Origin of the sequence: Pseudescherichia sp. AS216, from assembly GCF_037152055.1 — a bacterium.
In the GTDB taxonomy this organism is placed as follows: domain Bacteria; phylum Pseudomonadota; class Gammaproteobacteria; order Enterobacterales; family Enterobacteriaceae; genus Pseudescherichia.
The window spans coordinates 163,506-183,020 of sequence record NZ_JBBCMV010000003.1 but is presented as its reverse complement, the minus strand read 5'-3'; the positions used below and the strand labels follow the sequence as shown (position 1 = coordinate 183,020).

The 19,515-nt window shown below is 56.8% G+C and carries 17 protein-coding genes; 8 read left to right on the top strand and 9 right to left on the bottom strand.

Going from position 1 to position 19,515, the window contains the following annotated elements; genetic code table 11:
• Positions 1 to 177: 177 nt before the first annotated feature.
• The 4 genes from WFN61_RS10195 to WFN61_RS10180 all read right to left on the bottom strand — a co-directional run bounded on the left by WFN61_RS10195 (position 178) and on the right by WFN61_RS10180 (position 3,759).
• Entirely contained in the window at positions 178 to 1,533 is a 1,356-nt protein-coding gene (locus WFN61_RS10195) for an OprD family outer membrane porin (RefSeq protein ID WP_312235289.1), read from the bottom strand.
• 197 nt (positions 1,534 to 1,730) lie between these two features.
• Positions 1,731 to 2,630 (bottom strand): Dyp-type peroxidase, encoded by a 900-nt coding sequence (locus WFN61_RS10190; RefSeq protein WP_312235288.1) that lies wholly within the window; start codon positions 2,628 to 2,630, stop codon positions 1,731 to 1,733.
• A gap of 91 nt (positions 2,631 to 2,721) precedes the next feature.
• Positions 2,722 to 3,300 (bottom strand): RpoE-regulated lipoprotein, encoded by a 579-nt coding sequence (locus WFN61_RS10185; RefSeq protein ID WP_144818211.1) that lies wholly within the window; start codon positions 3,298 to 3,300, stop codon positions 2,722 to 2,724.
• Positions 3,301 to 3,333: 33 nt separating this feature from the next.
• Positions 3,334 to 3,759, bottom strand: a complete 426-nt coding sequence (locus WFN61_RS10180; RefSeq protein ID WP_144818210.1) for a GNAT family acetyltransferase — start codon at positions 3,757 to 3,759, stop codon at positions 3,334 to 3,336.
• A gap of 209 nt (positions 3,760 to 3,968) precedes the next feature.
• Here WFN61_RS10180 and amiA point away from each other — a divergent pair, with 209 nt between their 5' ends.
• Positions 3,969 to 4,841, top strand: a complete 873-nt coding sequence (gene amiA / locus WFN61_RS10175) for an N-acetylmuramoyl-L-alanine amidase AmiA (RefSeq protein WP_144818209.1) — start codon at positions 3,969 to 3,971, stop codon at positions 4,839 to 4,841.
• Complete coding sequence (gene hemF, locus WFN61_RS10170) at positions 4,841 to 5,743, top strand: oxygen-dependent coproporphyrinogen oxidase (protein ID WP_312178023.1); 903 nt, start codon at positions 4,841 to 4,843, stop codon at positions 5,741 to 5,743. Before amiA ends, hemF begins: the two co-directional genes overlap by 1 nt.
• A gap of 5 nt (positions 5,744 to 5,748) precedes the next feature.
• Here hemF and maeB read toward each other — a convergent pair whose 3' ends face one another.
• Positions 5,749 to 8,028, bottom strand: coding sequence for an NADP-dependent oxaloacetate-decarboxylating malate dehydrogenase (gene maeB / locus WFN61_RS10165; protein WP_257758202.1), 2,280 nt, complete (start codon positions 8,026 to 8,028; stop codon positions 5,749 to 5,751).
• 281 nt (positions 8,029 to 8,309) lie between these two features.
• On the opposite strand from maeB, the gene tal reads away from it, so the two are divergent.
• Together tal and tkt are read left to right on the top strand one after the other, a co-directional pair.
• Positions 8,310 to 9,260 (top strand): transaldolase, encoded by a 951-nt coding sequence (gene tal / locus WFN61_RS10160; protein ID WP_144818206.1) that lies wholly within the window; start codon positions 8,310 to 8,312, stop codon positions 9,258 to 9,260.
• 20 nt (positions 9,261 to 9,280) lie between these two features.
• A complete protein-coding gene (gene tkt, locus WFN61_RS10155) occupies positions 9,281 to 11,275 on the top strand; it encodes a transketolase (protein ID WP_337038651.1) in 1,995 nt (664 codons plus the stop codon).
• Here tkt and WFN61_RS10150 read toward each other — a convergent pair.
• Together WFN61_RS10150 and nudK are read right to left on the bottom strand one after the other, a co-directional pair.
• Entirely contained in the window at positions 11,265 to 12,308 is a 1,044-nt protein-coding gene (locus tag WFN61_RS10150; protein WP_144818204.1) for a DUF1176 domain-containing protein, read from the bottom strand. The two genes, tkt and WFN61_RS10150, sit on opposite strands and share 11 nt — an antisense overlap.
• Before the next feature lie 128 nt (positions 12,309 to 12,436).
• A complete protein-coding gene (nudK, locus tag WFN61_RS10145; RefSeq protein ID WP_337038650.1) occupies positions 12,437 to 13,012 on the bottom strand; it encodes a GDP-mannose pyrophosphatase NudK in 576 nt (191 codons plus the stop codon).
• A gap of 204 nt (positions 13,013 to 13,216) precedes the next feature.
• Between nudK and acrD the strand changes: the two genes are divergently transcribed.
• Positions 13,217 to 16,333: a multidrug efflux RND transporter permease AcrD gene (gene acrD / locus WFN61_RS10140; protein ID WP_144818202.1), complete on the top strand. Its 3,117-nt coding sequence runs from the start codon at positions 13,217 to 13,219 to the stop codon at positions 16,331 to 16,333.
• A 97-nt stretch (positions 16,334 to 16,430) separates the two neighbouring features.
• On the opposite strand, the gene ypfM is transcribed toward acrD, so the two are convergent.
• A complete protein-coding gene (gene ypfM / locus WFN61_RS10135; protein WP_100181659.1) occupies positions 16,431 to 16,490 on the bottom strand; it encodes a protein YpfM in 60 nt (19 codons plus the stop codon).
• A 476-nt stretch (positions 16,491 to 16,966) separates the two neighbouring features.
• On the opposite strand from ypfM, the gene WFN61_RS10130 reads away from it, so the two are divergent.
• Genes WFN61_RS10130 through WFN61_RS10120 form a run of 3 tightly spaced genes read left to right on the top strand, consistent with a single transcriptional unit; the run spans position 16,967 to position 18,670 of the window.
• A complete protein-coding gene (locus tag WFN61_RS10130; protein ID WP_337038750.1) occupies positions 16,967 to 17,323 on the top strand; it encodes an ArsC family reductase in 357 nt (118 codons plus the stop codon).
• A 3-nt stretch (positions 17,324 to 17,326) separates the two neighbouring features.
• Positions 17,327 to 18,454, top strand: a complete 1,128-nt coding sequence (dapE, locus tag WFN61_RS10125; protein WP_313573238.1) for a succinyl-diaminopimelate desuccinylase — start codon at positions 17,327 to 17,329, stop codon at positions 18,452 to 18,454.
• A 27-nt stretch (positions 18,455 to 18,481) separates the two neighbouring features.
• Positions 18,482 to 18,670, top strand: coding sequence for a YpfN family protein (locus WFN61_RS10120; RefSeq protein ID WP_042389360.1), 189 nt, complete (start codon positions 18,482 to 18,484; stop codon positions 18,668 to 18,670).
• A gap of 81 nt (positions 18,671 to 18,751) precedes the next feature.
• Here WFN61_RS10120 and ypfH read toward each other — a convergent pair whose 3' ends face one another.
• Positions 18,752 to 19,450, bottom strand: a complete 699-nt coding sequence (gene ypfH, locus WFN61_RS10115) for an esterase (RefSeq protein WP_144818200.1) — start codon at positions 19,448 to 19,450, stop codon at positions 18,752 to 18,754.
• Positions 19,451 to 19,515 lie beyond the last annotated feature (65 nt).

Sequence of the window (19,515 nt, the reverse complement as noted above, 5' to 3'; positions counted from 1 at the left end):
CCTGTTTAAATCGAGAAAGTCGCATACGTCGTTAACTGAGAAGAGGATCCGCGGATTCTCGTAAAATAGAAAATAGGCTTTTTTAATCAGGCCCAGATGTACCGTTTTTGCAAAATAGCTTTTGATATCCATAAGAAATATATTCAGCATGAATAAACTTATCGGTTGTTATGCTATTTAAAGCCTGAACCGATAAGTCACGCTCATTTCTCCGCAAAGAGAGTTAGCGCGTTGCGAATGTCCATCATAAAGTTTTGGCGTGGTGTAGTCTGACTCTTGCTCATGATGCCAGCCATAGCCACCATTTAAATAAACAGACCAGTTTTTAGCCGGATTCCAGTTGCTGTACATCCCCAACTGCCCCTGACGCAATGTTTCGCCTTCATACTCAAACTCACTGTAGTTCGTCCGCACGCCCACCGCGAGATCGGGGGTAAATTTATACTCAGCGGCTAACGCCAGCATGGTTTCACCGTCGCGGACGTAATCAATATCCGCATAGGCCGGGGAGTTAAAACGGCCACGGGCATTACCAATGACGTTACGGGTAAATTGGCCTACCCCGTTTGTTTTCTTGGCCTCGGTATAGGTTAAACCGCCCAATATTTTCCAGGGTGTTTGGGGAATACGCCATTCGACAGTGGCCGAGTAGTGCCAGGCTCGCTTATCAAAATCCTGTTTTCCCCTCGCAGTGCTGGAGGTGGTTCTTTTCGCATCGCTGCCATACTCCTGCTCATAAATTTGCGTCCCGAGGGTAATATCGGGAAACGCATCCCACCAGCCTTCAAAGCCCTGCTTGAAAAGCAGATCGTCGGCTACGCCGTAGAAGTAGTAGGCTTTCAGGGGCTTACTCTTGTAATTGATGCCACCGGTGATCACGTGATCGACATTGCGGCTCTCTCCGTTGCCATCACGGATATACATCCTGTCGATGTTCGGGCTATCACGCCGCATCACCTTCCCGTCGAGAAACAGCGTATCAACGCTGACATTATCGATAGCCGTATTAGCAAACCAGCCTGAGTGGGTGTTAAGGGACATGCGCTGTGAGTTAGAGAAGATGCCGGTATTCTTGATGGTAAACCAGCCGCCTTTGACGTTCACTTTAGCGCGAAGAATATCCATTTTCAGTTTTGCATAGCGCTGACCAATTTTGGTATAGCCTTTGGCTTCTCCGTCGTCGTTATAGAGAATGGCGCGGGAGGAGAAGTTATCACTGGCGCCTAATTTTGCGGCGCTGTAGTAGGACGCATCAAAACCGATAAAGTCCGCGAAATATCCTGAGGTATAGTCAACGGTCAGCCCCTGTGCCCAGGCCTGCTGTACAGAGGTGGCATAACGCTCTTGCTCATTATCGTAACGGTTTTCCGTCTTTAAATATTTCCACATATTCCTTGCAGAAAGCTCAAAGGAGGAGTCGGCAAAGAAAGGATCATCTGCAAGCGTTTTTTCCCAGTCGCTCGCATTGACTTCCGTTATAAAAAAACAGCATGGCGAGCACGCCATCAATAACAGTTTTTTCACTCTCATCATAAATCCTTTTAAACTTATTCTTGTAATGAATAATGTTTCCAGAAGTTATCAGGAAATAAAACCAATAATGCGGGCAGGGAAAGTAATATAATTTTCAAATTAAAAAATGGAGAGGAGTCACATTTGAATGTTCAGGTATCAATTACCACGGTAGAAGATCCTCTGCCATTATCAGAAAGGCAGAGGATAAAAGAAAACTACAGATTTAATAGACGTTCTAACGACGGGGCAAAATAGTAGCCGCCGGTGACCGGGCGGGTGAAGCGCAGCATAGCGTCGCGCTTGCCGTCGGTATCACCAAACATGCTCAGCAGCTGTTGCTCAATGTTGTACAGGCGGGCGCAGTAGGCGCAGAAATAGAGCCCGTGCTTACCGCTTGCCGTACCGTAAGGCAGGCTCTGACGCACGATTTTCAGCCCTTTACCGTTCTCTTTCAGATCGACGCGGCTCAGGTGCGAGGTCATCGGCCGGGCGTCGCCGTCGATCTCTTCATTGGCCTCTTTGGTGCGGCCAATCATCATCTCCTGATCCGGCACGCTCATTCGGTTAAGCTGCTTCAGGTTATGCTCCCAGCGCTGGACGAAAACGTAGCTGCCGCCCGCATCGATGCCCTCCTGAATCACGGCCACCTCGGTGCGTTTTTCGCTGCCCGCCGGGTTCTCCGTGCCGTCAACAAAGCCGCTCAGATCGCGATCCTCTACCCAGCGGAAGCCGTGGGTCTCCTCTTTAACCTCCAGCGCGTCACCAAACGCCGCCAGCGCCGCCTGGGCGACAGAGAAGTTAACGTCGTGACGCAGAGAGAGAATGTGGATCATCACATCGTACTGAGTGGCCGGAGCCAGCCCTTTGCCGTAGGGAACAAACTCTTTCAGCTCTTCGGCCCCTTCCCCACCGCTCAGTTCGGGCCAGACGCGATGACCAAAGGCCACTACCGCCCCGAGATTCGCCTCAGCAAAGGCGAGCTGGAAGTTAGCCAGCTTATCGGCAAAAATTTTACTGCCTTCGCGCAGGGCGTTAACGTCGCCCTTTACGTTCGCTTCGATCCAAATCGCCGCCCGGCAGTGTTCCGGCAAAATGCCGCTTTGAACCTGAGACATCGCTACTCCTCTAAAAAATATGCCGCGCAGCCGCGGCATCAATCGCGCTATTGTACGCGTTTTTTCAGAGAACCAGGATTGTTCCGATCAATTAACGGCGCCAAATAATCTTACTCAGGGTCCATTTTTTCAGCTCGTCGTCCGGCGGCATTAAGCCCTCCGGGCCGTTCCAACTGCCGGTAAAGACATAGCTGACGTGCTGGCTGCCCTGAGCCTTACACTCCACGCCGCCGCTGTCGTCGCCGGTGGCCTTGGTGCAGTTGCCGTAGGCTTTGTCATACAGTTCACTGAAGGGCATGCCGACTTTAGCTCCGGTGTCGCTCTCAATGCTGCTGTCGAGCACGTCGATGCGGCTCACTTTGCCGTTTTCACCGTTGACGATCAGCGCGACTTTATCCCCATCCAGCGCCTCATAAAAGCGGATAACGTTGCCGCCCTGATCGGAGCGCATCCCGCTGCGCAGGCGGTAGTCACCGTCCAACGCATCGGCGATAGACGCCTCATCCAGCGCGGTATCGGCCGTCAGGGCCCCCACGCCTTCGTCAGTGACCTCTGATGAGGAACCAAACCAGTTCCAGGGGTTGGCGGCTGACCAGTTCACCGACCCAAGAGTCGAACAGCCGGTCAGGGCCAGCGGCAGGACGCAGAGAAGCATACGCAGCGATTTCATGGCTTAAATCCTTTTGTCTTGGTTGACTAAAACTCAATACTCTTCATCTTCAATCAGGCGCTTACCGAGGTTAACGACGTCGGCATGCTCATAGCCCAAACGCTCGTACATTCCCAGCACGAGGTCGTTCTCTTCCCGCACCTGAATGTTGATCTTCGGGCAGCCACGGGCAATCAGCTTTTTCTCCAGGCGGTTAAGCAGCGCGTTGGCGATCCCCCGCCCCCGGAACTCCGGATGCACCCCGAGATAGTAGGCCGAGCCGCGATGGCCGTCGTAGCCTCCCATCACCGTACCGACGACTTCCCCGCCGACCTCGGCCACCAGGAACAGGCTAACGTCATGATTTAGCTTGCGTTCGATGTCCATCTCCGGATCGTTCCATGGTCGCAGCAGGTCGCAGCGCTCCCACAGGGTGATCACCTCTTCGAAGTCGGCCTGGCGAAAAACGCGTATCTCCATGGTATGTACCTGCCTTCAGGATCAAAAGGTTGATTATGGCGTGAAGTGCCAGTGAAGCCAATATGCGGCGAAATGACAACGAAAAAATGGCATAATGATGGATTGTCACGTATTGAAATGAAAAATAAAGCAATTCAAAACGTGACGTGTCGTAAGCTTGTAGGCGATACGCTACAACACCAGGGACGCAGGAATACATTTCGAGTCGTATGAGCACATTTAAACCATTAAAAGTACTTACATCGCGTCGTCAGGTTCTTAAAGCAGGTCTGGCGGCATTGACACTGACAGGCACGTCGCGGGCCATCGCTAAAGATGATTCATCGCTGAAAACCGGCAACGGGCACACTAAGCCGAAAGCCAAGAAGGCCGGGGCCAGACGCGTGGTCATGCTGGATCCTGGCCATGGCGGGATCGACACCGGAGCCATCGGTCATAACGGCTCGAAAGAGAAGCATGTGGTACTGGCGATCGCCAAGAACGTGCGAGCGATCCTGCGCAGCAAAGGCATCGATGCGCGGCTGACGCGAACCGGGGATACCTTTATCCCGCTCTACGACCGCGTGGAGATTGCCCACCAGCACGGCGCGGATCTCTTTATGTCTATTCATGCCGACGGCTTTACCAATCCCGATGCAGCAGGCGCGTCGGTATTTGCCCTCTCCAACCGGGGAGCGAGTAGCGCCATGGCAAAATACCTCTCCGATCGCGAGAACGCCGCCGACGACCTGGCCGGTAAAAAAGCGCGCGATAAAGATCACTATTTGCAGCAGGTGCTGTTTGACCTGGTGCAGACCGACACCATTAAGAACAGCCTGACCCTTGGCTCGCATATTCTCAAGCAGATCAAGCCGGTGCACCGCCTGCACAGCAAGCACACCGAGCAGGCGGCGTTTGTGGTGCTGAAGTCTCCCTCCGTCCCCTCGGTACTGGTCGAGACCTCCTTTATTACTAACCCTGCTGAAGAGCAGCTGCTGGGTACCAAGGCGTTTCGCCAGAAGATCGCCACGGCTATCGCCTCTGGCGTGCTGAGCTACTTTAGCTGGTTCGATAATCACAAAGCGCACTCGAAGAAACGTTGATGAGCAAACCTGACGCAAGTACCGTTAAAGCCTTTTTCCTTCAGCTGCAGGACCGGATCTGCCAGCAGCTCTCCGCCGTCGACGGCAGCGACTTCTTTGAAGATAACTGGCAGCGTGAGGCCGGCGGCGGCGGGCGCACCCGCGTTCTGCGCGACGGCGGCGTCTTCGAGCAGGCGGGAGTGAACTTCTCCCACGTGCACGGCGACGCCCTGCCCGCCTCGGCGACCGCGCACCGCCCCGAGCTGGCCGGACGCAGCTTTGAAGCCATGGGCGTTTCGCTGGTGGTCCATCCCCACAACCCCTACGTGCCGACCAGCCATGCCAACGTGCGCTTCTTCATTGCCGAGAAGCCGGGTGAGGAGCCGGTCTGGTGGTTTGGCGGCGGTTTCGACCTCACGCCCTACTACGGCTTTAGCGAGGACGCCGTGCACTGGCATCGCACCGCACGGGATCTCTGCCAGCCGTTCGGCGAAGAGGTCTATCCGCGCTACAAAAAGTGGTGCGATGACTACTTCTATCTGAAGCACCGCCACGAACAGCGCGGCATCGGCGGCCTCTTCTTTGACGATCTCAACACGCCAGACTTTGACCAGTGCTTTGCCTTTGCCCAGGCGGTGGGCGATGGGTATACCCAGGCTTACCTGCCGATTGTCCAGCGGCGGAAAGCGATGGCGTACGGCGATCGCGAGCGCAACTTCCAGCTCTATCGCCGGGGTCGCTACGTTGAATTTAACCTGGTGTGGGATCGCGGGACGCTGTTTGGCTTACAGACCGGCGGGCGCACGGAGTCGATTCTAATGTCGATGCCGCCGAAGGTGGCGTGGGAGTATAACTACCAGCCGCAGGAGGGCAGCCCGGAAGCCGCCCTCAGCGAGTTTATTAAAGTCAAAGAGTGGATTTAACGCTCTTATAGCGGCTGCGTCTGCGCCTCTACCACCGCCAGCGCCACCATGTTGACGATGCGGCGGACGGAGGCGATAGGCGTCAGCACGTGCACCGGTTTTGCCACGCCCATCAGCACCGGCCCGACGGTGACGCCCTCCGAGCTGGAGACGCGCAGTAAGTTGTAACTAATGCGCGCCGCCTCAACGTTAGGCATAATCAAGATATTAGCCGAGCCTTTCAGCGGGCTATCCGGCATCCGGTCCTGTCGGATGCTCTCAACCAGCGCGGCGTCGCCGTGCATCTCCCCGTCAACCATCAGATGCGGATCGCGTTCGCGCACTTTCGCCAGCGTCTCGCGCATTTTGCACGCCGCCGGTGAGTTCGACGAGCCGAAGTTCGAGTGCGACAGCAGAGCCACCCGCGGCTCAATGCCGAACCGGCGCACGGTCTGGGCCGCCATCAGAGTAATGTCCGCCAGCTGCTCCGGGGTCGGATCGTCGTTGACGTAGGTATCAGCAATAAAGGTGTTGCCGCTCGGCAGCAGCAGCGCATTCATCGCGCCCGCCGTATGCACTCCGTCACGATAGCCAAACAGCTGCTGAACCACGCTAAAATGCTCGTGATAGTCGCCGATGGTGCCGCAGATCATCGCATCCGCCTCGCCGCGCTGAACCATGATCGCCCCAATCACCGTGGTGTTGCTAATTACCGCCCGCTGGGCCTGCTCCTGGGTGATGCCGCTGCGCTTCATGATGCTGTAATACTCGCTCCAGTACTCTTTGAAGCGCGGGTCGGATTCGTTATTAACGATCTCGAAGTCAACGCCGGGACGGATCTGCAAGCCCAGCTTCTGGATACGCATCTCGATGACGCCGGGGCGACCCACCAGAATCGGCTTCGCCAGCCCGAGCGTGACCAGCTCCTGAGTTGCGTGCAGAACGCGTGCCTCCTCCCCTTCCGCCAGCACCACCCGCTTCGGATCGTTGCGTGCCTGAGAGAAGACCGGCTTCATGAACAGGTTGGTTTTGTAGACAAACTCGGTGAGCTTATCGACATAGGCGGTAAAGTCGGCGATGGGCCGCGTCGCTACGCCCGAGTCCATCGCCGCTTTCGCGACCGCCGGGGCGATCTTGACGATCAGGCGTGGATCGAAGGGTTTGGGGATCAGGTACTCAGGGCCGAAGCTCAAATCCTGATCGCCATAGGCCGAGGCCACCACTTCGCTCTGCTCAGCATGGGCCAGCTCGGCAATGGCGTGCACCGCCGCCAGCTTCATCTCTTCGTTGATCGCCGTAGCGCCCACATCGAGCGCGCCACGGAAGATGAACGGGAAGCAGAGCACGTTATTGACCTGGTTGGGGTAGTCAGAGCGCCCGGTACAGATGATGGCGTCCGCACGCACCGCTTTCGCCAGCGGGGGAAGGATCTCCGGCTCCGGGTTCGCCAGGGCGAGGATCAGCGGCTGACGCGCCATCTGCTTTACCATCTCCTGGGTCAGCACGTTGGGGCCCGAGCAGCCAAGGAAGATGTCCGCGTCCTGCATCACCTCTGCCAGCGTACGCTTGCCGTTATCCTCAATGGCGTAAGCGGCCTTGGTTTCGGCCATGGGTGTCTCACGGCCCTGGTAGATCACCCCTTTGGAGTCGCACACCACGATGTTGTGCTTCTGCATTCCCAGCGCCACCAGCAGGTTCATACAGGCGATGGCCGCCGCCCCTGCGCCGGAGACCACCATCCGCACGTCGGAGAGGTTCTTCTCCACCACCCGCAGACCGTTGAGAATAGCCGCGGTGCTGATGATCGCCGTGCCGTGCTGATCGTCATGGAATACCGGAATATTCATCCGCTCGCGCAGCTTCGCCTCAATATAGAAGCACTCGGGGGCTTTGATATCCTCAAGGTTGATGCCGCCAAAGGTCGGCTCAAGCGCCGCCACCACGTCGATAAACTTGTCCGGATCCAGCTCATCGACCTCGATATCAAAGACGTCGATGCCGGCAAATTTCTTAAACAGAACGCCTTTGCCCTCCATCACCGGTTTGCCCGCCAGCGCGCCGATATTGCCCAGCCCCAGCACCGCCGTGCCGTTGGAGACGACCCCCACGAGGTTGCCGCGTGCGGTGTATTTAAAAGCTGCGAGCGGATCTTTTTCAATCTCCAGACAGGGGGCGGCGACGCCCGGCGAATAGGCCAGCGCTAAATCGCGTTGCGTAGCGAGCGGCTTGGTTGGGGAGACCTGAATTTTACCGGGGATGGGGAACTCGTGAAAATCGAGGGCACTCTGTTTTAACTGGTCGTCCATTATGATGTTCCTTTCACGTATCGTTTGTAGGGTTGAAGCGTGATAGCGCTCCTGACGCGCCCCCTAGTATCGCCGTTGAGCGCGGCATAAACTTTGAACGCTGCCAAACTCTGACCACCCCGCCGCAAAATTTGTTATCAATTTATATCAACGGTGTTATGCCCTTACGCCAGCAAACCGGTGTCCGTCTGCTATGCTTTTTTGTTATGCATGTTCTATTTTCCACGAAGGTGTGAACCAACGCACTCACGTAAGCTTTTGCTTTTCAAGGAGTATTGTGTATGAACTATCTAGACGGCATCAAACAGTTCACCACCGTCGTAGCCGACAGCGGTGATATCGAATCCATTCGCCACTATCAACCGGAAGACGCCACCACTAACCCCTCCCTGCTGCTGAAAGCCGCAGCGCTGGAGCACTTCTCGCACCTGGTTGACGATGCGTTGGAGTACGGTAAAGCGCGCGGTCAGACACAGGAGCAGCAGGTTGCCGAAGCCAGTGACAAGCTGGCGGTGAATATTGGTGCGGAAATTCTGAAAAGCATTCCGGGCCGCGTCTCTACCGAAGTTGATGCGCGCCTCTCCTTTGATAAAGAGAAGAGCATCGCCAAGGCGCGCCGTATCGTACAGCTCTATGAGGAGCTGGGCATCGACAAGTCACGCATTCTGATCAAGCTGGCCTCCACCTGGGAAGGGATCCGCGCCGCAGAAGAGCTGGAGAGAGAAGGCATTAAGTGTAACCTGACCCTGCTCTTCTCCTTTGCCCAGGCACGAGCCTGCGCCGAAGCGGGCGTCTACCTGATCTCCCCGTTTGTAGGGCGTATCTACGACTGGTACCAGCAGCGCAAGCCGCAGGATCCCTACGTGGTTGAAGAGGATCCGGGCGTGAAATCGGTACGTAATATCTACGATTACTACAAGCGCAACCGCTATGAAACCATCGTGATGGGGGCAAGCTTCCGCCGGATCGAACAGATTGTCGCCCTGGCCGGCTGCGACCGCCTGACCATCTCTCCATCTCTGCTTCAGGAGTTACAGGACAAAGAGGGCACCATTGAGCGCAAGCTGGTTCCAACCTCACAGAGCTTCCCACGTCAGGAGCCGCTGACCGAAGCTGAATTCCGCTGGGAACATAACCAGGATCCGATGGCGGTAGAAAAACTCTCTGACGGTATCCGCCAGTTCGCCGTTGATCAGCGCAAACTCGAAGATCTGCTTGCCGCTAAACTTTAATTTTTGTCATGGAGTGAAATATGTCTCGTAAAGAGCTTGCCAACGCTATTCGCGCCCTGAGCATGGACGCGGTACAAAAAGCCAACTCCGGCCACCCTGGCGCGCCCATGGGCATGGCCGATATTGCTGAAGTGCTGTGGAACGATTTCCTCAAGCATAACCCGACCGATCCGACATGGTATGACCGCGACCGTTTTATTCTCTCTAACGGCCATGCCTCAATGTTGCTTTATAGCCTTCTGCACCTCTCCGGCTACGATCTGCCGATTGAGGAGTTGAAAAACTTCCGTCAGCTGCACTCGAAAACGCCGGGCCACCCGGAGATCGGCTATACGCCGGGCGTTGAGACCACCACCGGCCCGCTCGGCCAGGGGCTGGCTAACGCGGTGGGGCTGGCGATTGCCGAGCGCACGCTGGCAGCGCAGTTTAACCAGCCGGGACATGAGATCGTCGATCACTTCACCTATACCTTTATGGGCGACGGCTGCCTGATGGAGGGGATCTCCCACGAGGTCTGCTCTTTAGCGGGTACGCTGGGGCTGGGCAAGCTGATTGGCTTCTATGACCACAACGGCATCTCTATCGACGGTGAAACCGAAGGCTGGTTTACCGACGATACCGCTAAGCGCTTTGAAGCCTATCACTGGCACGTAGTGCATGAGATTGACGGTCACGATCCAGAGGCGATTAAAGCGGCCATCCTTGAAGCGCAGAGCGTGAAAGATAAACCGTCGCTGATCATCTGCCGTACGGTGATTGGCTTTGGCTCGCCGAACAAAGCGGGTAAAGAGGATTCCCACGGCGCGGCGCTGGGGGAAGAAGAAGTTGCCCTGACCCGCCAGAAGCTGGGCTGGAAGCATCCGGCCTTTGAGATCCCAAAAGAGATCTACAAGGCGTGGGATGGCCGCGAGCGCGGTGAGAAAGCCCAGCAGTCATGGAAAGAGAAGTTTGCCGCCTATGAGAAGGCACACCCCGAGCTGGCAGCAGAATTCTCCCGTCGTATGGGCGGTGGCCTGCCAGAGAATTGGGAGCAGCTGACCCAGGAGTACATCAATAAACTGCAGGCCGAGCCAGCGAAGGTGGCCACCCGTAAGGCCTCGCAAAACGCGCTCAACCAGTACGGCCCGGCGCTGCCGGAGCTGCTGGGGGGATCGGCAGACCTTGCGCCAAGTAACCTGACCATCTGGTCCGGATCGACGTCGCTGAAAGAGGACCCGGCCGGGAACTACATTCACTACGGCGTGCGCGAGTTCGGTATGACCGCCATTGCCAACGGTATCGCCCACCACGGCGGCTTTGTACCTTATACCGCCACCTTCCTGATGTTCGTCGAGTACGCGCGTAACGCTGCGCGCATGGCGGCGCTGATGAAGGCGCGTCAAATCATGGTTTACACCCATGACTCCATCGGTCTGGGGGAAGATGGCCCGACGCACCAGGCGGTTGAGCAGCTCGCCAGCCTGCGCCTGACGCCAAACTTCAGCACCTGGCGTCCCTGTGACCAGGTCGAAGCAGCCGTTGGCTGGAAACTGGCGATTGAGCGGCACAACGGCCCGACCGCGCTGATCCTCTCACGTCAGAACCTTACCCAGATGGAGCGTACCCCGGAGCAGGTGAAAGCCATCTCCCGCGGCGGCTATATTCTGAAGGACAGCGACGGTCAGCCGGATCTGCTCCTGATCGCGACCGGCTCTGAGGTTGAGATCACCATGAAGGCGGCGGAGCAGCTGAGCGCCGAGGGCCATAAGGTGCGGGTGGTTTCTCTGCCATCGACGGACATTTTTGATGCCCAGGATGATGCGTACCGTGAGTCGGTGCTGCCATCAGACGTCAGTGCCCGCGTGGCCGTTGAGGCCGGGATTGCCGACTACTGGTACAAATACGTTGGTCTGAAGGGGGCGATTGTTGGGATGACCGGCTACGGTGAGTCCGCTCCGGCCGATAAGCTGTTCCCGTTCTTTGGCTTTACCGTTGAGAACGTGGTCGCTAAAGCGAAAAAAGTGCTTAACGTGTGATCCACAGCGTGGGCCAGGCGTCTGGCCCATGCCAGCTATCACAGCTTGGCTCTTCTGCATAGCGCACCAGACGAAAGCGCTGGCCGTCAAAACGCCAGCGCGTCTGGATACCGCAATCCGCCAGCCCGCGACCTTTGGCAAGCGTTGTCAATTCGCGGGCTTTCTGATCGAATTCAGCATTCATTAACTCCATCTCATCGTTGCCGCTGCCGGGGGTAAAGGGCAGGCGCAGGCGCACCGCTTTGGTCGCGTAAGGCTTATGACGCGATACAAGCCAGGCGAGATCCACCGTATTGTAAGCTCCCGCCTCACAGCTAACGATCAGCAGCGCTTTATCGTCGGTAAGGGCTGTCACACGCACCTCTCGCCGCATCGGATCCAGCGAGCACTGGCTGCTGTTCATCCGCATGCTGCCGTAATCCAGCAGGGAATCCATCTCTTCACGGGTAAGCGGGGTCGGCGTTGGGTTTACTACCGCCACCCCTTTCAATGCCGGGGCAGGCGGCACGCTGAGAGAGGGATTATCGCCCTTTTTAATCCACGCGGTTTCGCTGCCGACGCGCTTTTGCTGCGCATCAATAAACAGCAGCGCCGCCTTGAGCCCGATCAGGGAGATGGTGCCCTGCCCCTCTTTCAGGGTTATCGCCTGCGCATTCTGAATGGTCTGTAGGAATACGCTGATGGTAGGCGCATGCTCGGTGATCAACCGCCACGGTGACATCGCCCAGTGCTGAGGCTCCAGCCGCAGCGGCATACCGTCAATCAGCAGGCGCGGCGCAACAGGCGGCTCTTTTGCCGACGGTGTCTGGCTGCCGCCAAGCTCGATACGCAGCTGCGCATCGGTCCGCGCTCCCGCGCTGCGCGTCAACGTCATGACGAGTCCATGGTGTTCGCCGGTATTGCGTGCTACGCAGAAATTTTGGTTATTACAGGTCACCTGCCAGTCGGAGAAATTCTGCTGGGCGGGTGCCGCCCACGCAAACGAGGCGACAAACAGATTAAGCAGTAGCAGCAGCAAAACGCGATAACGCATGAACGGTACAACCCCAAAAGTAGAAGCCTGGCAAATAAACAGCGTATCTTCGTCTTCTTGGGGTAGCGGACTCAATCGGATTTATCGGATAGATTTATTTTAAATACATGTTATTAACCCGATTAATATCAAGATATTAGACCAGATACCTGTAAATATTGCAGTAATATCACTGCCTTAGCGTCACGTATCTCGCCGCTGGCCACCGCCTCCAGCGCCTGGGTGAAAGGCATCTCAAGGACTTCAATATCCTCATCTTCCACGCCGCCGCCCGCATTAGCCTTCAGGCTGTCGCTATATTCGGCAATAAAGAAGTGAACAATTTCGGTGACGCCGCCAGGGGACATATACAGTTCGAACACCTTACGTACTTCACCGACCTCGTAACCCGTCTCCTCCATCGCCTCTTTACGCGCACACACTTCCGGCGCATCGTTGTCCAGCAGTCCAGCGCAGGGCTCAATCAAACGACCATCTTCGTTGCCGTTCACCCAGGTGGCAATACGGAACTGGCGAACCAGCACCACGCTACGTTTCTCCCGGTTATAGAGCAGAATGGTTGCCCCGTTACCGCGATCGTACACTTCGCGGCGGTGACGGATCACCTCTCCGTTGCGGCGGGTCAGATCGTAGGTGATATTGCGTAACACGAAGTAGTTTTCAGAGAGGATCTTATCTTTGATAACGTCTATTTTCAGCGACATACCAGTCCTATACGGTGAGTGTGAGCCTCTATTTTACGCGCTGAGGCCAGCCTTGTCGCGCCGGTTAATCGGTTCGTCCTGTGCAAACAACGTGATAATTTACACTTTCTCCTTTTTTTCTCCACGTTTAGTCAGGCAATTGCCGCTAAAGTGGGGTGAAGCAATGTAGAGTTATAAAGCAAAATAAAAGAGGTCTCCCTTCTGATGGCGAATTTCTTTATCGACCGCCCAATTTTCGCCTGGGTATTAGCTATCATTTTGTGCCTCACCGGCACGCTGGCAATTATTTCGCTGCCCGTTGAGCAGTATCCCGATCTGGCCCCGCCCAACGTGCGGATCGCGGCCAACTATCCCGGTGCCTCTGCACAGACGCTGGAAAACACCGTTACCCAGGTTATTGAGCAGAATATGACCGGGCTGGATAACCTGATGTATATGTCCTCGCAAAGCAGCGCCACCGGGCAGGCAACGGTGACCCTGAGCTTTGCGGCGGGTACCGATCCCGACGAGGCGGTTCAGCAGGTACAGAATCAGCTCCAGTCGGCAATGCGTAAGCTACCGCAGGCGGTGCAGAACCAGGGCGTAACGGTACGTAAAACCGGCGATACCAATATCTTAACCATCGCCTTCGTCTCAACGGACGGTTCGATGGATAAGCAGGATATTGCCGACTATGTCGCGAGTAACATTCAGGATCCCCTCAGCCGGGTTAACGGCGTGGGTGACATTGACGCCTACGGCTCGCCCTATTCGATGCGCATCTGGCTCGATCCGGCCCGTCTGAACAGCGTCCAGCTAACGGCTAAAGACGTGACCGATGCTATTGAGGCGCAGAACGCACAGATCGCCGTCGGCCAGTTGGGCGGTACCCCGTCTGTAGACAGACAGGCGCTGAACGCCACCATTAACGCTCAGTCGCTGTTACAAACCCCGGAACAGTTTCGCAACATCACCCTGCGGGTCAACCAGGATGGCTCGGAAGTCCGCCTTGGCGACGTCGCTCAGGTCGAGATGGGGGCAGAAAAATATGACTACCTGAGCCGCTTCAACGGCAAGGCGGCCTCGGGGCTTGGGGTCAAGCTGGCCTCCGGGGCTAACGAGATGGAGACGGCGAATCTGGTGCTCAACCGGCTGGACGAGCTGGCGCACTTCTTTCCTCACGGCCTGGAGTACAAGGTAGCGTATGAGACCACTTCCTTCGTTAAAGCCTCGATTATCGACGTGGTGAAGACCCTGCTGGAGGCTATCGCCCTGGTCTTCCTGGTGATGTACCTTTTTCTGCAGAACTTCCGTGCCACCCTCATTCCAACCATCGCCGTGCCGGTGGTGCTGCTCGGTACCTTTGCCGTGCTCTACACCTTCGGCTACAGCATTAATACCCTGACCATGTTCGCTATGGTGCTCGCCATCGGGCTGTTGGTGGATGATGCCATCGTGGTGGTTGAAAACGTCGAACGCATCATGAGCGAGGAGGGCCTCTCCCCGCGCCAGGCCACGCGCAAATCAATGGGCCAGATCCAGGGTGCGCTGGTAGGTATCGCGATGGTACTGTCGGCGGTATTTGTGCCAATGGCCTTCTTCGGCGGCACCACCGGGGCGATTTACCGCCAGTTTTCGGTCACTATCGTCGCGGCGATGGTGCTGTCGGTGCTGGTGGCGATGATCCTCACCCCGGCACTGTGCGCGACCCTACTCAAGCCAGTACAAAAAGGCGAGCAGCACGGGCAGACGGGCTTTTTCGGCTGGTTTAACCGCATGTTTAACCGCAGCGCGGCGCGCTATGAATCCGGCGTCGCCAGGATCCTCCATCGCAGCCTGCGCTGGATGCTGATCTATGCCCTGCTGCTCGGTGGCATGGTGTTTCTCTTCCTGCGCCTGCCCACCTCGTTTCTGCCGCAGGAGGATCGCGGCATGTTCACTACCTCGGTGCAGCTGCCCAGTGGCGCTACCCAGCAGCAGACGTTGAAGGTCGTGCAGAAGGTAGAGAAGTACTTCGCCACCCATGAAAAAGATAACGTTACGTCGGTCTTCGCCACTATCGGCTCCGGGCCTGGCGGCAACGGCCAGAACGTGGCCCGCATGTTTGTCCGTCTGAAAGACTGGAACGATCGCGATCCGACTACCGGCAGCTCGTTCGCCATTATCGACCGTGCCACCAGGGCGTTTCGTGATATCAACGAAGCGCGGGTTTTCGCCAGCAGCCCACCGGCCATCAGCGGCCTCGGCAGCTCGGCCGGGTTTGATATGGAGCTTCAGGATCACGCTGGCGCCGGACACGATGCCCTGATGGCCGCTCGCGACAAGCTGCTGGAGCTGGCCGGGCGCGATCCGTCTCTGGCCCGTGTGCGCCACAACGGTCTGGACGACAGCCCGCAGCTACAGATCGATATCGATCAGCACAAGGCTCAGGCGCTCGGCGTCTCCATCGACGACATCAACGACACGCTGCAAACCGCCTGGGGCTCCAGCTACGTCAATGACTTTATGGATCGCGGCCGCGTGAAGAAGGTCTACGTTCAGGCAGCGGCGAAGTACCGCATGCTGCCGGATGACATTAACCTGTGGTACGTGCGCAACAGCACCGGGGGCATGGTGCCCTTCTCCGCCTTCGCCACCTCCCGCTGGGAGACCGGCTCTCCGCGCCTGGAGCGCTACAACGGCTACGCCGCCGTGGAGATCGTCGGCGAAGCCGCCACCGGGGTAAGTACCGGCACCGCCATGGACATTATGGAGAACCTGGTGCGCCAGCTGCCCGGCAGCTTTGGCCTTGAGTGGACAGCAATGTCTTACCAGGAGCGGCTCTCTGGTGCGCAGGCTCCGGCGCTGTACGCCATCTCCCTGCTGGTGGTCTTCCTCTGCCTGGCGGCGCTCTATGAGAGCTGGTCGGTGCCCTTCTCGGTCATGCTGGTGGTGCCCCTCGGGGTGATTGGCGCTCTGCTGGCGACCTGGATGCGCGGTCTGGAGAATGACGTCTACTTCCAGGTGGGGCTGCTCACCGTTATTGGGCTATCGGCGAAAAACGCCATTCTGATCGTCGAATTTGCTAACGAGATGAATGCCAAAGGCCACGATCTGCTTTCGGCAACGCTGCACGCCTGCCACCAGCGTCTGCGGCCGATCCTGATGACCTCTCTGGCGTTTATCTTTGGCGTCCTGCCGATGGCGACCAGCAGCGGCGCAGGCTCCGGCAGCCAGCATGCGGTGGGAACCGGGGTGATGGGCGGGATGATCTCTGCCACCGTGCTGGCTATCTTCTTTGTACCGCTGTTCTTTGTGCTGGTGCGTCAGCGCTTCCCGCTAAAAGAGCGTCAGGAAGATTGAACAATAAAAAAGGCGGCCCACAGTGGCCGCCTCGCTGTTGCGTGATATTGTTCACGCTTTTGTTATATTAGTGCTTCTTGGTAGTGCTTATCTGGAATTATTTACGAAGCATGCCTTCGATAAAATCTTTCCAGTTCCCCAGTTCATGTTCAATCATAACAACCTCATCTAATTATTATGGGTATTCTACAAAAAATCGTCATTGCTGTGAAGAGACGCGAAATCAATTGCTATGATTGGCCACCTCCGCGCTATTTGTTGGGCTTGAACAGACTATGACGTAGCGGCGTGTGTAATAATGTGACACATAGCAACATTCCTAAAAACGGGCAGCGAAACGTTTCGCGAGCGTGATGCACGTCGCAAGTTTGCACTTTCGCTGGCTCAACGTTGCCGAATAACTGCAGGACACTATTCAGGGCATATATTGCGCAAGAGATAATTTAATTAGCAAACAAATCTATTAAGGATCGCCTGCTAATTATTTCCTGAATACGTTTTTCTTTATACAAAATAGATGAACACTAAACTAAAACTTAAACAAACTGCTTCACCATCATGGCATATCGGGTAATACTCTCTCTTTACCTGCTTACAAAGTGAAATTTTATGAATAACATTTCATCAGACGCTCTGCCGGTGATGTACGGCATCAAAAACTGCGACACCGTTAAAGAGGCGCGCCGCTGGCTAGACGCACAGCAGATAGCCTACCGCTTTCATGACTACCGGGCCGACGGGCTGGATGCGGCTCTGCTTGATACCTTTATCGTTGAGCTGGGATGGGAAGCGCTGCTGAACACCCGGGGCACCACCTGGCGCAAGCTGGACGATGCGCGACGGGAAAGCATTCAAAATGCCCCCTCAGCGGCAGAGCTGATGCTTGAAATGCCGGCAATTATCAAACGCCCATTGCTCTGCGCGCCCGGTAAGCCTATGCTGCTGGGTTTCACAGAAGCCAGTTACGAGCGCTATTTTAACGAGGTGTAGTCTATGTCATGCCCGGTTATTGAGCTGACCCAACAGCTTATTCGCCGCCCTTCTCTTAGTCCCGACGACGCAGGATGCCAGGCGTTACTGATCGAACGCCTGCGTGCTATTGGCTTTACCGTTGAACGGATGGATTTTGGCGACACGCAAAACTTCTGGGCATGGCGCGGCCAGGGCGAGACGCTGGCATTTGCGGGTCATACCGATGTGGTTCCCGCGGGCGACGTAGACCGCTGGATCAATCCGCCGTTTGAACCCACCATTCGCGATGGGATGCTGTACGGTCGCGGCGCGGCCGACATGAAAGGCTCCCTCGCAGCAATGGTAGTGGCTGCCGAGCGCTTCGTGGCCCGACATCCGAATCATACAGGTCGTCTGGCCTTCCTGATCACCTCCGACGAAGAGGCCAGCGCCACGCACGGCACGGTGAAGGTCGTGGAGGCGCTGATGGCGCGCAACGAACGCCTCGACTACTGCCTGGTAGGCGAACCCTCCAGTACCGAAGTCGTGGGCGACGTAGTGAAGAACGGGCGTCGCGGCTCGATGACCTGCAACCTGACCATTCACGGCGTGCAGGGCCACGTGGCCTATCCGCACCTGGCAGATAACCCGGTACACCGCGCTGCGCCGATGCTTAACGAGCTGGTCGCTATCGAGTGGGATCGCGGTAACGAATTTTTCCCGCCGACCAGCATGCAGATCGCCAATATCCAGGCCGGGACTGGCAGCAACAACGTGATCCCCGGCGACCTGAAGGTGCAGTTTAACTTCCGCTTCAGCACCGAGCTCACCGACGAGGCGATCAAGGCCCGCGTCGCTGCGCTGCTGGATAAACATCAGCTGCGCTACACCGTGGACTGGTGGATCTCCGGCCAGCCATTCCTCACCTCGCGCGGTAAGCTGGTGGATGCGGTGGTGAAGTCGATTGCACACTATAATGAAATTGAACCGCAGCTGTTAACCACGGGCGGGACCTCGGACGGGCGGTTTATTGCGCGGATGGGGGCTCAGGTGGTGGAACTGGGGCCGGTGAATGCGACCATTCATAAAATTAACGAATGCGTAAACGCCGCCGATCTGCAGCTGCTGGCCCGTATGTATCAACGCATTATGGAACGGCTCGTTGCATAATAGGCGTTTCTGAATGAGGACATGAGCATGGAATGGCTGGCTAAATACTGGTGGATTCTGTTACTGGTTTTCCTGGTGGGCGTGCTGCTGAACGTCATTAAAGACCTCAAGCGCGTCGACCATAAGAAATTTCTCGCCAACAAGCCCGATCTGCCCCCGCATCGCGACTTTAACGATAAGTGGGACGACGAAGACGACTGGCCGAAGAAGAAGTAGTCGGTGCTGATTACGCCGGGCGGCGCTACCGCTTGCCCGGCCTACAACTTGCTCCACCGACAACTTGCTCGACCTACGAAACTACATAAACTCGACAATATCGTCGTCGTTGAACTTGCCGCCGCTCAGCGCCTCATCAAAATAGTGCTTCGGCACGGTGTAGCTCAGACGGTCCAGCGCCAGCTGCATACTCTCATGGCTGATGCCGTGTCCCACATCATCAACAATATCCAGCGTGACATCGCCCCCGGCCTGTAACAGCGCCTCCTGAGCGGCAACGGCATGCGTCAGCTCAATCACGCGATCCTCCCCGCCGTGGATCAGGTGGATCGTCACCGTCGCGCTGATAGCCGCAGGCAGGCTGGCAAAGCGACCGCTAAAGGCGATCACCCGCGACGCCAGCGTGGGCTGGGCTTTTACCCCCTCAAGGGCCATGATCGCCCCCTGCGAGAAGCCGATCAGCGCCGTGGCCTGTGGCCCCAGTCCACTCTCCTGCTGCCAGTAACGTACCGCTTCAATAAAAGCGGGCATGATGGCGTCCACGCGTTCCTGACGATTCTCCTCCGTGACGCCCTGCACGGAGAACCACTGCCGCGCGGGCGGCGGACCGCAGGGTTCAGCCCCGCCAACGCTAACGATCAGCGCATCCGGAAAGCGGGCGGTAAAGCCGGTGCCGACCTGTCCCATGGCGACCGGATTATCACCGACGCCGTGAAACAGCAGCAGCAGCTGGCTGGCAGGTTTGTCCGGGCGTTGTACTACATGGTAGTCGTGTTCCATGGCGGTCTCCTTATAGCGTTGAGGTAAGTTTACGCCGCACGGCGGCGATGACCATGCCATTTAAC

Bases quoted from the DNA above. Each gene is read 5' to 3' on its own strand.
- WFN61_RS10195 (WP_312235289.1), bottom strand. From the start codon at position 1,533: ATGATGAGAGTGAAAAAACTGTTATTGATGGCGTGCTCGCCATGCTGT.
- WFN61_RS10190 (WP_312235288.1), bottom strand. From the start codon at position 2,630: ATGTCTCAGGTTCAAAGCGGCATTTTGCCGGAACACTGCCGGGCGGCG.
- WFN61_RS10185 (WP_144818211.1), bottom strand. From the start codon at position 3,300: ATGAAATCGCTGCGTATGCTTCTCTGCGTCCTGCCGCTGGCCCTGACC.
- WFN61_RS10180 (WP_144818210.1), bottom strand. From the start codon at position 3,759: ATGGAGATACGCGTTTTTCGCCAGGCCGACTTCGAAGAGGTGATCACC.
- amiA (WP_144818209.1), top strand. From the start codon at position 3,969: ATGAGCACATTTAAACCATTAAAAGTACTTACATCGCGTCGTCAGGTT.
- hemF (WP_312178023.1), top strand. From the start codon at position 4,841: ATGAGCAAACCTGACGCAAGTACCGTTAAAGCCTTTTTCCTTCAGCTG.
- maeB (WP_257758202.1), bottom strand. From the start codon at position 8,028: ATGGACGACCAGTTAAAACAGAGTGCCCTCGATTTTCACGAGTTCCCC.
- tal (WP_144818206.1), top strand. From the start codon at position 8,310: ATGAACTATCTAGACGGCATCAAACAGTTCACCACCGTCGTAGCCGAC.
- tkt (WP_337038651.1), top strand. From the start codon at position 9,281: ATGTCTCGTAAAGAGCTTGCCAACGCTATTCGCGCCCTGAGCATGGAC.
- WFN61_RS10150 (WP_144818204.1), bottom strand. From the start codon at position 12,308: ATGCGTTATCGCGTTTTGCTGCTGCTACTGCTTAATCTGTTTGTCGCC.
- nudK (WP_337038650.1), bottom strand. From the start codon at position 13,012: ATGTCGCTGAAAATAGACGTTATCAAAGATAAGATCCTCTCTGAAAAC.
- acrD (WP_144818202.1), top strand. From the start codon at position 13,217: ATGGCGAATTTCTTTATCGACCGCCCAATTTTCGCCTGGGTATTAGCT.
- dapE (WP_313573238.1), top strand. From the start codon at position 17,327: ATGTCATGCCCGGTTATTGAGCTGACCCAACAGCTTATTCGCCGCCCT.
- WFN61_RS10120 (WP_042389360.1), top strand. From the start codon at position 18,482: ATGGAATGGCTGGCTAAATACTGGTGGATTCTGTTACTGGTTTTCCTG.
- ypfH (WP_144818200.1), bottom strand. From the start codon at position 19,450: ATGGAACACGACTACCATGTAGTACAACGCCCGGACAAACCTGCCAGC.